The 15,210-nt window shown below is 39.7% G+C and carries 13 protein-coding genes and 1 pseudogene; 10 read left to right on the plus strand and 4 right to left on the minus strand.

The window, feature by feature from the left end; all coding sequences use genetic code 11:
• Positions 1–46: 46 nt before the first annotated feature.
• Complete coding sequence (gene nhaC, locus CJ483_RS14575; RefSeq protein WP_120035903.1) at positions 47–1,465, plus strand: Na+/H+ antiporter NhaC; 1,419 nt, start codon at positions 47–49, stop codon at positions 1,463–1,465.
• 131 nt (positions 1,466–1,596) lie between these two features.
• Here the strand turns inward: nhaC and CJ483_RS14580 are convergent, their stop codons facing one another.
• Positions 1,597–2,733 carry an aminotransferase-like domain-containing protein gene (locus CJ483_RS14580; RefSeq protein ID WP_259455665.1) on the minus strand — a complete coding sequence of 379 codons (1,137 nt, stop codon included), beginning with the start codon at positions 2,731–2,733 and terminating at the stop codon, positions 1,597–1,599.
• Positions 2,734–2,765: 32 nt separating this feature from the next.
• Positions 2,766–2,942, minus strand: coding sequence for a GntR family transcriptional regulator (locus tag CJ483_RS25135; RefSeq protein ID WP_259455666.1), 177 nt, complete (start codon positions 2,940–2,942; stop codon positions 2,766–2,768).
• Positions 2,943–3,153: 211 nt separating this feature from the next.
• Between CJ483_RS25135 and CJ483_RS14585 the strand changes: the two genes are divergently transcribed.
• Together CJ483_RS14585 and CJ483_RS14590 are read left to right on the plus strand one after the other, a co-directional pair.
• A complete protein-coding gene (locus tag CJ483_RS14585) occupies positions 3,154–4,548 on the plus strand; it encodes a pyridoxal phosphate-dependent decarboxylase family protein (protein ID WP_182917061.1) in 1,395 nt (464 codons plus the stop codon).
• A gap of 310 nt (positions 4,549–4,858) precedes the next feature.
• Positions 4,859–5,284, plus strand: coding sequence for a VOC family protein (locus CJ483_RS14590; protein ID WP_120035904.1), 426 nt, complete (start codon positions 4,859–4,861; stop codon positions 5,282–5,284).
• 372 nt (positions 5,285–5,656) lie between these two features.
• On the opposite strand, the gene CJ483_RS14595 is transcribed toward CJ483_RS14590, so the two are convergent.
• Positions 5,657–6,418 carry an alpha/beta hydrolase gene (locus CJ483_RS14595; protein ID WP_259455667.1) on the minus strand — a complete coding sequence of 254 codons (762 nt, stop codon included), beginning with the start codon at positions 6,416–6,418 and terminating at the stop codon, positions 5,657–5,659.
• A gap of 87 nt (positions 6,419–6,505) precedes the next feature.
• Between CJ483_RS14595 and CJ483_RS14600 the strand changes: the two genes are divergently transcribed.
• The 6 genes from CJ483_RS14600 (at position 6,506) to CJ483_RS14625 (ending at position 12,252) form a co-directional block, all read left to right on the plus strand.
• Entirely contained in the window at positions 6,506–7,315 is an 810-nt protein-coding gene (locus CJ483_RS14600; RefSeq protein WP_120035905.1) for a helix-turn-helix domain-containing protein, read from the plus strand.
• Between the two features lie 207 nt (positions 7,316–7,522).
• Positions 7,523–8,515, plus strand: coding sequence for an ABC transporter substrate-binding protein (locus tag CJ483_RS14605; RefSeq protein WP_120035906.1), 993 nt, complete (start codon positions 7,523–7,525; stop codon positions 8,513–8,515).
• A 147-nt stretch (positions 8,516–8,662) separates the two neighbouring features.
• Complete coding sequence (locus CJ483_RS14610; protein WP_120038052.1) at positions 8,663–9,643, plus strand: FecCD family ABC transporter permease; 981 nt, start codon at positions 8,663–8,665, stop codon at positions 9,641–9,643.
• On the plus strand, positions 9,636–10,664 hold the full coding sequence (locus CJ483_RS14615; protein ID WP_120035907.1) for a FecCD family ABC transporter permease: 1,029 nt from the start codon (positions 9,636–9,638) through the stop codon (positions 10,662–10,664). The genes CJ483_RS14610 and CJ483_RS14615 overlap by 8 nt, the downstream gene beginning before the upstream one ends.
• A 10-nt stretch (positions 10,665–10,674) precedes the next feature.
• Positions 10,675–11,463 (plus strand): ABC transporter ATP-binding protein, encoded by a 789-nt coding sequence (locus tag CJ483_RS14620; protein ID WP_120035908.1) that lies wholly within the window; start codon positions 10,675–10,677, stop codon positions 11,461–11,463.
• 54 nt (positions 11,464–11,517) lie between these two features.
• A complete protein-coding gene (locus tag CJ483_RS14625) occupies positions 11,518–12,252 on the plus strand; it encodes an alpha/beta hydrolase (RefSeq protein WP_120035909.1) in 735 nt (244 codons plus the stop codon).
• Positions 12,253–12,524: 272 nt separating this feature from the next.
• Here the strand turns inward: CJ483_RS14625 and CJ483_RS14630 are convergent, their stop codons facing one another.
• Entirely contained in the window at positions 12,525–13,907 is a 1,383-nt protein-coding gene (locus tag CJ483_RS14630) for an aminotransferase-like domain-containing protein (RefSeq protein ID WP_120035910.1), read from the minus strand.
• A gap of 493 nt (positions 13,908–14,400) precedes the next feature.
• Here CJ483_RS14630 and CJ483_RS14635 point away from each other — a divergent pair.
• Positions 14,401–15,086: pseudogene (locus tag CJ483_RS14635) on the plus strand (MBL fold metallo-hydrolase).
• Positions 15,087–15,210: the final 124 nt, after the last annotated feature.

Consider the following 15,210-nt stretch of genomic DNA (forward strand, 5'->3'; position numbering starts at 1 on the left):
ATTCGCAATCAGCTCTTTTTAAACGGGGATGAAAGGGGGAGCAACAATGACAGCTAAGAGGCCAAGAACGCCGAATTTACTGATTGCGCTTATACCCATTGTGTTTATGATGATATCTCTTTTGGTTAGTTTATTTTTCCTGAAACTTGATCCGCAAATTCCTCTCTTGGCCAGTGCGATTGTAGCCACAGTCTTGGGATTGAGTTTGGGTTACTCTTGGAAAGACATTGAAAAGGGAATGTTGAAAACCGTTGTGCTGCCTATTCAGGCGATTATAATTTTAATGGTCATCGGAGCCTTGATTGGCTCCTGGACAGCAGGCGGGGTCGTGGCCTCCATGATTTATTATGGTTTGAAGTTATTGTCACCGACTTATTTCCTAGTGGCTGCCTGTCTTATTTGCATGGTAGTATCGGTATCTTCCGGAAATGCCTGGACTTCTGCAGGAACAATTGGAATCGCGATCATGGGTATGGCAGAAGGCTTTGGTATCAGTACAGCAATGGCAGCGGGTGCTGTCATATCCGGGTGCTATTTTGGGGATAAAATATCACCCATGTCTGAGATGACCAATCTGGCTGCGGGAATCACCGGATTAAATCTCTTTGAACATATCCGGCATTTGCTGTACACAACAGTTCCGGCTATTACGATTGCGCTTATTATTTATACTATCATGGGCTTTACACTGACGCCGCAGGGGTCTCCTGACCAGGTAATGGTTTTGCAGTCTCAGCTTGATGACATATTTGTCATTTCACCTTGGCTTCTGCTTGTTCCGCTAATTGTCATTGTATTGCTTACTCTGAAAATCCCTGCTATCCCGGGTCTTGTGATTGGAAGTCTTATGGGGACAGTGTGTACAGTAATGGTGCAGGGGGCATCCTGGACAACGGCCTTAAATACGTTATATTACGGAAATGAAGCGGAAACCGGCGTGGAAATCCTCGACAGCCTGTTGAATAATGGTGGAATTGAATCGATGTTTTGGACGATTTCTTTGATCATGATTGCCATGGCCTATGGGGGCATCCTTGAAGTGACTAGGACGTTGGAGACGATTGTAGAATCTCTGGTTAAGATGGTCAAATCTACAGGACATCTGATCGCAACCACCGTGGGCACGAGCGTGATAACGAACATACTGGCCTGTGATGCCTATCTCGCCATGATTTTTCCGGCACGGATGTATGCTTCAGAGTATAAAAGAAGAGGGCTGCATATTAAGAACCTGTCACGAACGATTGAAGATGGAGGAGCAGTGACTTCACCGCTGATTCCATGGAATACGTGCGGTGCCTTTATGTTTGCCACATTGGGCGTGCATTCCTTTTCCTATGCACCGTTTGCTTTTTTCTGTTTCCTTAGCCCAATTATAGCGATGATTTATGGCTTTTTTAATCTGAAAATTGAATACCTTCCAAAGGATGAAACAGAGGAAGCGGAAATGCCTTACGCCAAATGATCATGGAAGGGGCTATCGGGGAAGCCAGTTTTGTGGCTTTTCGGATAGCCCTTTCTTGACCAATAGAAAAAGTGGCACAGAGTTCAATCTTAAGTTTTTATTTCACTGTAAAAGGGATTAGCCCCTAGTGTTCATATGGTTTCATTAAGATACCATTCCATAACCATGCAAAGCTCGATAATGCCTTGTTCCAGCTGTTGATTCTCTAGATAAGAGTAACTAATTCTCAAATGGTTATACTGTGGTTCACTTGGATAACAGGCAGAACTGGGCAAAAATGAAAGATTGGACTGTTGTGCTTTTAGAAGCAGTTCATCTGTATTTCCACTGCCGGGCAAAGATACCCAAATGTTCAGGCCTCCTTTAGGTATAATCCATGTAACCCCTTCAGGTGCATGTTTTTCTAACAAGGCAATCGTTTGGTCTCTTCTTAGTTCAAGCGCAATACGCAGCTTTTCCAAATGTGTATTCATTCTGTTTGAGCTTAAAAATGGAATCAGCGCTTTTTGTGTTAAAAGCGGGCTGCCCAGGTCCGTACAAGATTTCGCTGTTAGCAATCGCTGGTGAACGGTCCCGTTTGAAACCATTACACCAATTCTGCAACTGGGTGCTAAAGCTTTGCTAAACCCTTTTAAATAAATCACATGACCGCTAGTATCCAGAGATTTAATAGTGGGTGGCGGTGGGGTATCATCAAAATAGATTTCATTCCATGAGTCGTCCTCTACAATAAGAAAGCCGTTCCTCTGGGCCAGTTCTAGTAAATCTCTTCTTCTATTTTCACTTAAAACCGTACCTGTTGGGTTGTGAAATGTAGGAATGGTATACACCACTTTTGGTTTTTTAGCTAAACAAAAAGAAGCTAAAATATCTGTCTGCATGCCTTCTTCGTCCACAGGAATAGGAATAATATGTGCTCCTCGATTTCGAAAAACATCCAGTGCTGCCGTATAGGTAGGAGCCTCTGTAATCACCATGTCTCCAGGACCGATAAAAGTTCTTGCCACTAGGTCGATTCCTTGCTGCACACCGCTGGTAATGATAATTTCTGAGCTTGTTGTTTGAAGCTTACAATATAGCTGTAAATATTTTTTTATGACCTCCCGAACTTCGTCATCTCCTTGAATGGGACCGTATCGGGCTACAATTTGTGGATCGTCCTGCAACACTTGGTTTATTTCTTTTATTAAATAAGTGGAGGGCAGTAATCCGGGGTGTATAATGGCACTGGATAGTTTAAGCGCATTTTCCGGTCCCGAGTTTAACATGTACTGTGAACGCTGAATATAATCTGGAATGGCTAGCTGCCAATCATAACTCTCGCTTTTCCTTGTTTTCCTCTTTTCTGTCTTCCGAACAAAAGCCCCTTGCCATGCATTAAATGAATGTATCCATTTCTCTCTAAGAGGCTATAAGCCTTGCTTACTGTAACGAGGCTAACTTGATTTTCTTTTGAAAATTTCCGAATTGAAGGCAATTGGCTGCCTTCTTCTAAAAACCTGAACGAATTTTCTCCGCTAGAATGTTCGAGATCTGATGAATTAAAGATTGATCTGATTGGCGGTTAAGCTTGATTTTCATGTTTCCTCCTACTGTTATATTCGTTCGTTGACTGTTATGCATATCACTATATATCGTAAAAATAGTGAAAGGCAAGAAAAAATGGTTAAAAGAGGAGAGAGCAGAGGATGAATGTCATGCATCAAGATCAAAAAGAGTTTGAACAGATAGTAGCAGAATTCGTACAGCATGTAACCAATTTTTATCAGGGCCTTGAAGATAGATGTGTATCGATTCCATACTATGAAATGCCCAAAAATGAACTATCTGAATTAGGTATGGGTGCAAGTGCAGCCCTTAAATATTTCACTCAACACTACGCTAAAGGCTTAAGCGGAAGTGTTGGTTCAAGGTATTTAGGTTTCGTTACAGGGGGCTCTACACCGGCATCTATTGTAGGAGATTGGTTAGTTAGTGTCTACGATCAAAATGTAGCTGGCTCACAAGATTCAATTGCCGGGTTCATTGAATTGGAAACGATTGATATGCTAAAGGAATTATTTCATTTAAGGCATGAGTACAGTGGCACCTTCCTAAGCGGGGCAACTATGGCAAATTTCGCAGGTCTTGCTCAAGCAAGGCAATGGATTGCTCAACACTATGGAAAAGACACCTCCATGGAAGGCCTGTACAATATTCCTCCGGTTAAAATTCTGAGCGGTGCCCCGCACTCAAGTGTTTTCAAAGCAACTTCCATGCTCGGCATAGGAAGAAAATCGATTCATTTAATACCTTGTCAGGAAAATCGCGAGGCGATCAATATTGAAAAGTTAACTGAATTTCTTGAACAGCATAAAAGTGAACCATGTATTGTTGTGGCCAATGCCGGAACAGTTAACACGGTAGACTATGATGATTTAGATGCTATTGGGAAGCTTAAAAAGCACTACCGCTTTTGGTTGCACATTGATGCAGCCTTTGGTGGTTTTGCCGCTTGTTCTCCTATGTATAGAGAATTAGTAAAAGGAATGAATCATGCGGATTCTATTACCATTGATGCGCATAAATGGCTGAACGTTCCCTATGACTCTGCGATGCAATTTACTCGTCATAAGCCACTTCAAGCAGAAGTGTTTCAAAATAATGCTGCTTATCTTGGCGGTTCGATTGAAAACCCGGAGTTTTTTGATCTTACACCCGAAAACTCCCGAAGATTCCGTGCCTTGCCAGCATGGTTTACGCTAAAGGCATACGGTAAAAGCGGTTACCAAAATCTCGTTGAGCAAAATGTTAAACTGGCTAAACAGCTAGGAGACAAAATAAATAACAGCCAGGAGTTCAAATTATTATCACCCGTAAGATTAAACGTTGTTTGCTTTTCTTTAAACGAAGAATCCATCACTGCTGAAATGAACAATCAATTTCTTGCTGCCTTAAATCAGCAAGGAAAAGTATTTATGACGCCCACTATCTATAGTGGTGTTCCTGCAATCCGCGCTGCTTTCAGCAATTGGCGCACAGAGGAAAAGGATGTAGAGATTATATGGGAAGCATTGCGATCAACCATTCGATCCATCAAATAGCTGGAGGCTTAGTTGAATAGAGAAAGGGTTGAATGTAATTTTTCCAGTCTACTTATGTATTTTCTTTATCCGAGAGTCTAAGAAAATGATCAACCTTTCCTTTAAGGCTTGAATCAATACTATTAGGGTTCCTAAAATCATATAATAACCTCTTTAAAATATCTTTAGAGGTTGATGTAGCCTCTTTATTATAAATCATGTAAAAAATACAAAATATAGTTGCGAACATTTGTTCTGTATTGTATAATCAAGATAACAACAAGAAGCAGGCCAAATAGAAAAAATATTATGATTGTAGGAGCTGATGATAGTGACAGTGCAGTTAATTCCTTACTTAGTGATGAATGGAAATGCCAAGGAAGCCATCCAGTTTTATGAAAAAGCTTTAGGGGCAGAGGTTCTTCATATGCAATCTTTTGGAGAAGGCCCAGAAAATCCGGACTTTCCTTTACCCGAAGAAGCAAAAGGCCGCGTAATGCACGCGACAGCAAAGGTGGGGGAAACATTACTTATGTTTTCTGATACGTTTCCTGGTCAATCTCATCAGACTGGAAATCAGGTAACCATCTGTATTTCGACCGACAATCCAGAAGAAGCAAAACAAATGTATGAGGCATTACAGCAGGACGGTCAAGTGACTATGCCTTTACAAGAAACTTTTTTTAGCCCGGCTTACGGCAGTGTTATAGATAAATTTGGTGTAAACTTTCAAATTTTCACTGAAGATCAGCAGTAAATTAATTCTAGTCATGCTACTATTTAGTATCTGCCTTGTGTCATTGGCTTTTAATATGTTTATTACCAGTAAAGATAGCATGACGGAACCGGGCATTCCCCTATAAAACTCATCATGTGATCGTACATACAGAATGTAATAATCCGGCTTTGTTTGCAGCACTGTAATCGGCCGTTTTCTTTTTCTTAAAAAGTTAAGCTTACTATAAAGTTGATTAATGAAGTCATAGTATGCAATTAAAGGGTGCTTTAACGGAGCAACGAAAATAGCCTCATGTCTCATTCTAATATTGAGACATGAGGCTGTTTCATATTGAGGCCCTTTAGCGTGTTACATCTGCTTTCTGCCATCTATTTATGTTAAGAGTCTTTTTTATTTTTCATTTCTCGAGCAAAAGCGAACGGCACGGCTTACTACCGTTGGCACGACAGAAGCATGATTTTCATCAGGAGCTATATAAAGTTCTGTGCTTAAATGATGTTCATTTAGTAAAGCCCTGATTCTGTTTGCATCCTCTACCATAAAACCTTCATGTTCACCGGCTGCGATAAATACATGATGTTTCCCATGGCTTGCTCCGTTTTCAACCAAAAGATGAGCCATGTTTAGCAGTTCCTCGCTATTCCACCATACAGATGGGCTAATCGCGATATAATTTTTAAATGCCCGCGGGTTTGTGTATAAGCACCATAAAGCAAAGTAACCACCAAGTGAATGACCAAATAGATATTGAGCTTGGCGGTTCACAGAGTAGTGTTGCTCAATATAAGGTTTTAATTCCAATTCAATAAACTTAAAGAATCGTTCAGCTCCACCATAACCACTCGGCAGTTTCCCTTTTGCGCGCTCGGGCATAATTACATGTTTAGCTGGTGCCGTAAAGTCGATAAAGCGCTGTTCTCGCATTTCTTCTTTTTGATGGCAAATACCGATAACAATAGCAGGATTGACACCTGTTTTCCCTCGATTTAATTGTTGAATACGTACAACATCGCGGACAAATGAAAAATAATACAGCCCGTCTAATACATAGTAAATAGGCAACCCTTCACTAGGCAGTTCTGTCTCCGGAATGTATATCTCGATGTCATATGTTTTATTGTTGTATTTAGAAGTCAATTGACTATGGCTCATAGATACTACCCTCATTTCCTGTTGATTGTTATAATAAAGAGAATGATAATCATTTTCATTTAAATAGTCAATATGGGAAGTGAAGAGATGGAATTGACAATCAATCAAATCATTGAATACTTTGCCCACTCATCTATACAATTTGTGGATGTCTTTATAAGCAGGCTGGATGCTTCGAGAACGGATACCGGTAGAAAGACTGCCCCGGGGGTTTGTGGGATGATTATTCCAATTAAAGGTTCTTCCTGTTTTTCCCTTAATGGCACGGCATATAGAATGAATCAGCGTACAATAGTTCATGCAGGATCGAGGATGGATATTGAAATTAAAACGTTTGAAAACGAGTGGGAGTATGCAGTGATCCATTATAGGATTATCGAGACAACACCGGCTTATAAAGAAATGCTGAACCACCATTTTTTGATTTCTATTGATGGTTCAGCAAAAATTCAGCAACTTGTACACTATCTTCTGCAACAACAGATAAAACCAGATAATATATCCAAATTTAAAGTGCAAAATGTATTTATGAATTTATTGGAAGTGATATTGCTGTCAGCAAGAAATGAGTGCTATGAAAATAAAATGGATCCTATTTTGGCTGCACTTGAATATATTCAGCTTTATTATGCTAAAGAACTATGTGTCAGTGAACTTGCTCAACAATTTGGCATGGAAAGAAGAAAATTTTCTTATTTGTTTGAACAGCTGACTGGCTTAACACCGATACAATACATTACAGAATACAGAATTAGGCGTGCAAAGGAGCTTTTAAGAACAAGTAATTTGCCAATTGCTGATATTGCAGAAGTGGTCGGTTATCCGGACAGCTTTTACTTTAGCCGGGTATTCAAAAAACTTACTAAAATGCCGCCTTCTATTTACAGAAAGCAATAGAAAAAAGTCCATATTTCACCATATGTTGTTCTTATGTAAGGCTGTTTCTATATAATGACCCTATTTTCGTTATCGCTTCTTCATCTTCAACAAACAGGCAAATGTCCATGTTTTCTGGAAATTTGTCCATTCAATTCCCCATAGCTATTTGATAAAATTCATCTATAAATAGTAATGATAATCAATATCAATTAGGGGGTTAACCATATGAAAAAGCATTGGTTATTAGGAGGTACGGCACTTTTAGCAATATCTCTTGCAGCATGTGGATCGACAGAAGGAGCAAGTGAATCAGGTGCCAAAACAGAAGCAGTTGAAGCGGATGGCAAGAATACGGCTTCTACATCTGAAGAACAAGCAAAGGAAACAAGAATTAGCTATTTAGGTGATGAATATACATTCCCAAATCCAGCTGAGAATATCGTAGCGGCAAGCCTTGAAGCGATGGAGGATGCGGCAGTCTTGGGGGTTAAGCCAGTAGGCGTACTAGAGATCGCTGGTGAAGTTCCAGGTTACTTAGCAAAAGAATTAAAAGGAGCAGCATTAATTGGTGACAAATTTTCACCAAATGCAGAAGCGATTCTTTCACTTGATCCAGATGCCATCATCGGGACTTCCAAGTGGAATGAAGAGGTCATGGCAAAAATGAATAAGATAGCAACAACTTTACCTTATTCACATATTTCAACCAATTGGAAAGATAATTTATTGGCGTTTGGACAATTAACAGGAAAAACAGCAGAAGCAGAAAAAGTCATTTCAGATTATGATACGAAAGCGGCAAAAGCGAAAGCTGAGTTAGGCAATTCAGCAGCAGATAAAGAAGTATTAATTATTCGTGTTCGTGGGGGATTAATGAATATTTATCCTGCAGGCGTTTATTTGAATCCGGTGTTATATGAAGACTTAGGCTTGAAAGTGCCAGAAACATTAACAGCTGCTAAAGCACAACAGGAATTAACGCTCGAAACATTATCGAAAATCAATCCGGATATCATCTTCCTTCAATTTGAAAAATCTGAAAACGCGGATGCACCAAGCGCTTTAAAGGATTTGCAAAAAAATCCTATTTTCACCAATTTAAAAGCAGCTAAAAATGGAGATGTTCATGTAAATGTTATTGATCCACTTGCACAAGGCGGTACAGCATGGTCAAAAGTTAAGTTTTTAGATGCAGCAGTGGAGAAACTAGTGAAATAAAGGGTTGTCCTACTCAAACTGTCTCTCAGACCTCCGCTTTAATAGAGCGAGGGCAACGAAAGTGTATAAGTAAGAGGGGAAGAGACAGTAGTTTCACTTTATAGAGAAAAGGTGTCAAAATTGAAGCAATCTGCCAAAAGAACCTTAATGATTTTTATCTTGTCTTCCATCCTCATTGTATTCATCGCTCTAGCCTCTATTATGTTGGGAACAAAGGACATGAGCATGCGGGTGGTTTGGGACTCCATCAGTCAATTTGATGCAAACAATGCAGATCATCAAATTGTTAGAACAGGACGAATGCCCAGGGCGATAGCAGTTTTGCTTGTAGGTGCTTTTTTAGCAGTTGCAGGGGCAGTAATGCAAGGAATCACACGTAATTATTTAGCTTCGCCTACGCTCATGGGCGTAAACGACGGCTCTGCTTTTATGATCACGTTAGCCGTTGTTTTTTTTCCGGGCCTGCCAAGCTATCAAATGATTTTATTGTCCATGTTGGGATCGGCAATAGGCGCTGCATTCGTGTTTGGATTTGGCTCGGTTATCAAAGATGGTCTTTCGCCCGTTAGACTGGCCATTATTGGAACTGTTATTGGAACATTTTTAAGCAGTATCGCCTCAGCTATAGCAATGTATTTCCAAGTGTCACAAACAGTGGCAGCTTGGTATAATACCAAACTACAATCTGTCGACCCAGATATGCTGTGGTTATCAATTCCATTCGGAGTGATTGGGATACTGTTGGCTATTGCCAGTGCACGTGCTATCACTATTACATCTCTTGGTGAGGATGTGGCTGCTGGACTCGGACAAAAAACAAAAGCAGTACGGTTGCTTAGTATGTTTTCCGTCGTGTTACTTACTGGAACAGCCGTGGCGCTTGTTGGAAAAATTGCATTTGTTGGGCTAGTGATCCCTCACATTGTTCGGTTTTTAGTAGGGGAGGACTATCGATTTATTATTCCTAGCTCTCTTGTAGTGGGCGCCTGTTTTTTAAGTTTTTGCGATTTAATTAGTCGGTATTTAAACTATCCATTTGAAACACCAATAGGGGTTGTTACATCGATTATTGGTGTACCGTTCTTTTTATATTTGATTCGGACACGTGGAGGTGAAAAGCATGCTTAACTCCACGCCTAAAAGATTTTTTTTGCTGATCTTTATGTTCCTGGTCATTATTTTCGTTGGCTTCTATTTGCATATTACCAACGGGATGTTTGATATGTCTATTTTAGATATCATTCGTACTTTGTTAGGCTATGAAAGCAATGAAAAATTTAAGCTGGTTATCTTCGATTTTCGATTACCTAGAATCATCATCGCGGCGCTTGTTGGCATTGGGCTAGCTGTGGCAGGAGTTGTTTTTCAGGGAATAACGAAAAATGGGCTAGCTGATCCGGGAATATTAGGTATTAATGCAGGTGCAGGCGCTGCTATTGTCATTTTTATGTACTTCTTTCAATTCCAAGCATTACTATCGGATGGAAGCGATTGGGTTACTATTATGGTCATGCCGCTATTCGGTTTTGTTGGCGGTACAGTAGCAGTCACTCTTATTTTTGTATTGGCATTGAAAAATGGACGTCTTGACATGCAACGTCTTATTTTAGCAGGGATTGCCATTAATAGTGGATTCGGCGCCTTATTCATGTATATTTCCTTAAAAATGAATGAAAAGGATTTTGAATCGGCAGCTGTTTGGCAAGCTGGGTCCATTTATAATGCGAACTGGATTTTTATTCTAGCGATGCTGCCCTGGATTGTTGTTCTTGGCTTCTATCTGTATAAAAAAGCTTATTTACTTGATTATTTTCAATTAGAGGAAAACACAGTTATCAGTCTTGGTATTAAGCTAGAGAAAGAAAAAATAGGTATGCTGCTTGCGAGTGTAGGATTAGTGAGTGCCTGTGTTTCTGTTTCAGGAAGTATCGGTTTCATCGGTCTCATGGCGCCTCATATTGCTAAACAACTGGTAGGAGTCCGACATAAATATGCGATGCCGATAAGTGCATTAACTGGTGCAGGATTATTAATTTTCTCGGACTTTATTGCGAAAACCGCTTTTGCACCATCTGAACTGGCAGTTGGGATTGTTGTATCGATTATTGGTATCCCATATTTTTTATATTTACTTGCGAGAGTAAAGTAGGAGGAAGAACATGCAAACAGCATTTCGCATTGAAGAACTAACTGCTGGATACGATAAATCCATTATTTTTGATAACTTGAGTGTGAGAATAGCACAAGGCAAAGTAACCACTATCATTGGTCCCAACGGATGCGGAAAATCAACTTTACTGAAGACCATCGGTCGGATCCTAAAGAAAGAAAAAGGAAAGATATATTTGCAGGATCAAGATATGCAGCAGCTTTCAACAAAAGAAATAGCGAAACGCTTGGCTATTCTTTCCCAATCACCTACTGCGCCATTTCAATTAAAAGTAGAGGAGTTAATCTCGTACGGACGTTATCCGCATCGCAAGAATATCAACCGATTGACTAAAAAGGATACCGAAATGATAGAGTGGGCAATGGAAGTGACACATACGCTTGAATTTCGTAATCGTGAGTTGGCGGATTTATCCGGTGGACAACGGCAGCGAGTTTGGCTAGCGATGGCGCTTGCCCAAGAAACTGACATCCTTTTATTGGATGAGCCGACCACTTACTTAGATATGGCGCATCAGCTGGAAGTGTTAAATATTGTCCAAAAATTAAATAGAGAACATCACTGTACCATCATTATGGTTCTTCATGATATTAATCATGCAACACGTTATTCTGATGAATTAATTGCAATGAAAGACGGAGCCATTATGAAGTGTGGATCACCCTCAACGATTATGACGCGAGAGGTTTTAAAAGAGGTGTTTAATATTGAAGCAAAAATCATATACGACAAAGAACTCGATACACCACTTTGCCTTTCGTATGATGTTTCGAAATAAAAACATGAGAATGCTGGCCGTCAAAAACAGAAGGAACCTGAAAGAGGGAGAAGGATGCTTATCCAACCAATCAATATAGAAGGATATATGGTAAAGGTTGTTTTACCTTACAATTACGGACAGTCGGCCACAGCTTATCCAGTGGTGTATGTACAAGATGGCGGGGATATGGTCATGGATGGCTATAATCAGCTGGATTACTTGGCTCGTACAAAACAAATAGAACCCTGTATATATGTAGGGATAGAGCCGATTGATCGTAACCATGATTATACACCTTGGCCAGCTCCAAGACTCACTGAGCGCGCATCAGACTTTGAAGGAAAAGCTGAAAGTTACTTGCATACTTTAGTAACATGGATTAAGCCATATATCGATAAAAATTACCGCACAAAACCAGGAGCAAGGTATACAGCTATAGCGGGCGGCTCATTTGGGGCGTTAGTTTCTTTATTTGCTTCTTATTGGTGCCCTGATACTCTTGGGAAGTATATTCTATTGTCTGCTTCTGTGTGGTATGAAGGAGTCATGGAGTTTTTAAGAGAAGAAAAATCCGTTATCAATCGAGACAAGCATAAGATGTATATGTATGTCGGGGATTGTGAAGGGATCTACCATTTAACACGCCAACGGCACATGGTACCATGTTCCAAAGAAGCCGCGGAGTTGTTAAAACGAGAGAATTTTCATTGGTTTGAATTTGTGATGAAGGATGAAGGGACACACGATGCTCATTTCTTTGCCTATTATTTTATTGAAGCGATGAAAAAGTTGTTTCCGGCAAGATAAGGAACGATGTTTCATTGAGCTGAGAGAGCTGTTGGCTTGGTTTTTAAGTCAGCCCATCCAACTCAAAGATCGTCAATTGATAGACAACTTGATAAACAGAGAAGCTAAATAAAGTGACTTAAGGCAAGAACAGAGCCCATCCACTGTAAAATGGGACTCCGTACATGGTTTTCACATACATACGCCGGCGAATCAGTAATGACAAAACCGTAGCGGCAACGACTAAACTAATTGTTACTAATGATGTGCAGGCAATGACCTCTATTTCCAAACTATATCAACCGATTTGCCTCTTCTATGAAATGGACTTGCTTTTTACTTATAGCCTCGATGTGGGCAGCAATCTTTTCAATTCCCGGGCGGATTTGCTCTTCATCGACTTGCGAAAGGCACAGCCGAATTAAGTTCCCTTTGCGGTATTCGGGCAAGAACATTCTGTCTGCCTGATCGACAAGTATATTTTCTTGTTGTAAAGACTGGGCGAGACGTTTGGAATGAACTGTTTTTGGAAGGTAAATAGATAAATAGAAACCTGTTGCAGGCTCAGTAAAGGAGGCGGTGGCCAGCAAATAATCTCGGCAGGCTGCGATCGCTAGCTCCATTTTCCGGCGGTACATGTCTCGAATATGGTGAATATGACTGTTGAACATGCCGCTTTTTAGGTAGATCTCTAACGCGCCTTGGGAAATAGATGGGCTGAATAAGTCCTCCGAAAACTTAAACCGCCGGAAGGAATGGATCATTAATTCTGGAAGAACAGTCAGCCCAATTCTTAACCCAGGGAGCATTACCTTTGAAAAGCTCTTAATATAAATGACTCTTCCTGAAGGATCGAATGCAAACATCGGATCAATTTTATGGTTATAATCCAAATCCCCAAAAATATCATCTTCGACTATATACACATCATATTTATTAGCCAATTCCACAATTTTTTTCTTTTGTTCGTTCGTATAGCTATGTCCGAGGGGATTGTGAAATCTAGGAATCACATAAAAGAACTTAATATCGTTGTTGCGAAACATGTTTTCCAGGCGGTCCAGGTCGATGCTGTCCATGGTTAAATCAATGCCAAAGGTCGTAATATCATGTACTTGAACAGATTCAACTATGCCAAAATAGGACGGCTGTTCTATTAAAATATTTGATTTTCCATTCGGAAAGGGCATTTGGACAAGCAGGTTCAGCGCTTGCTGTGAGCCGGAGGTAATGAACACTCTCTCCGCCGCTGTAAATACTTGGTTGTTCTGCAGGTGATTAACAAGCTCTTGACGCAATGAAAGGAGACCTTGCTCATCTGAATAAGTGAAAAGCTCTTCCTTATATAGATCGATCGCTTGGTTCATACAATGTTGAACATCTTTGTAAGGAAGGGCCCTTTTATCCGGACCAGCTGATAGAAAGTCAATCTTATTTTGGTTACATGTATTTGTTGATAAATGAGAGTCATGGACAACAAAATATCCACTTTTTGGAATGGAATAGATCACATGCAGCTTTTCTAATTCCTCATACGCTTTTAGAACAGTGTTTTTGCTGTAACCATACTTTTCAGATAAATAGCGGATCGATGGAATTTTATCGCCGGCTTTTAACGTCCCTGCTATGATCTGATTTTTGATCTCGCTCATTATATTCATATATTTCATATTCATTTAAATTCCTTTCAACCTGTAGCCTGCACAGATTAATAAAAAATGGATTTTTGTAATTGTCTGAATTTCGCATGCTTTGATTATATCAAATAAAGTTACAAGAAGAGTGATCTCTATGGAGTGATACAGAGAGGATTATATGGTTAGTAACCATCTGAAAAGGTAAAATTTTTTCTAATAATAAGACATTAGAAGTCAACTATGAACGATTTGAAATTTTACACTCTCGATGCATTTTCAGAAAGAAAATATGCGGGAACCCAATTAGCCGTTTTTACTGAAGGGGCCGAGCTTGCTAGGGAGGATATGAGACCCGCATGTTTATACAGGAATACAGTTGATTTCTAGAATGCTGGAGTTACAGGATGATCGAAAGGTTTTATGAATAATAAAAGATTCCAAAAAGCAAGGCGGTATGAGTGCACATCGTCCTTTTCCATATCATGTATAATAAATGAAATGTTTCGCAAACAGACAGGATCGAGGGAGAAAAATGAAGATTATTGAACTACCCATTGAGTTTGAATTTAATGGGCAAAAAAGCCGCCTTTACCCTAGCTTAATTGCATTGAATAATGAATTAACACTAGTTGATACAGGGTATGCCAGCTTTTTGCCTCTAATTGAAAATGAAATAATAAAAAACGGATATGAGATGAAGAATTTACAGAATATCATCATTACCCACTATGATGATGACCATATAGGTTCTTTACATGATTTTAAAGAGAAGTACCCGTGGATTAACGTTATAGCCAGTGAGGGGAAGCAAAATACATTAGTGGAGAAATAAAGTCTGAGAGGTTAGTTCAGGCCGAAGACATGCTGGAAAATCTGCCAGGTGAAGACATTGAATTTGGCAGGTGGTTTATACAGCAATTAAAAAGCTTGGAGCATGTTTCAATCGATGAAAAGGTACAGGACGGTGATTTGATTTTAGATAATCAGTGTAGAATAATAGCCACACCAGGGCATACTTCAGGTCATATTTCATTATATTTCCCAAGCTTAGGGAGTGTCATTACAGGTGATGCGGCTGTTAATGAGAACGATGAATTGGTTATTGCTAACCCACATTTTTGTTTAGATATGGATAATGCCAAGCAGTCTTTGAAAAAGATTAAGGATCTTCAAGCGGAAACTTACTATTGTTATCATGGCGGAAAATGCATTTTATAATTAGGATATAAATGTAAACGTACAATTCTATGCATGGGAGTAGCAGCAGGAATATAGAATCGACATTGAATCATTGAATCGAGCATATGATGTATCGTTCTTATGACAGGCGCGATTCATGCAC

This window comes from Bacillus sp. PK3_68 (assembly GCF_003600835.1).
Lineage (GTDB): Bacteria > Bacillota > Bacilli > Bacillales > Domibacillaceae > Pseudobacillus.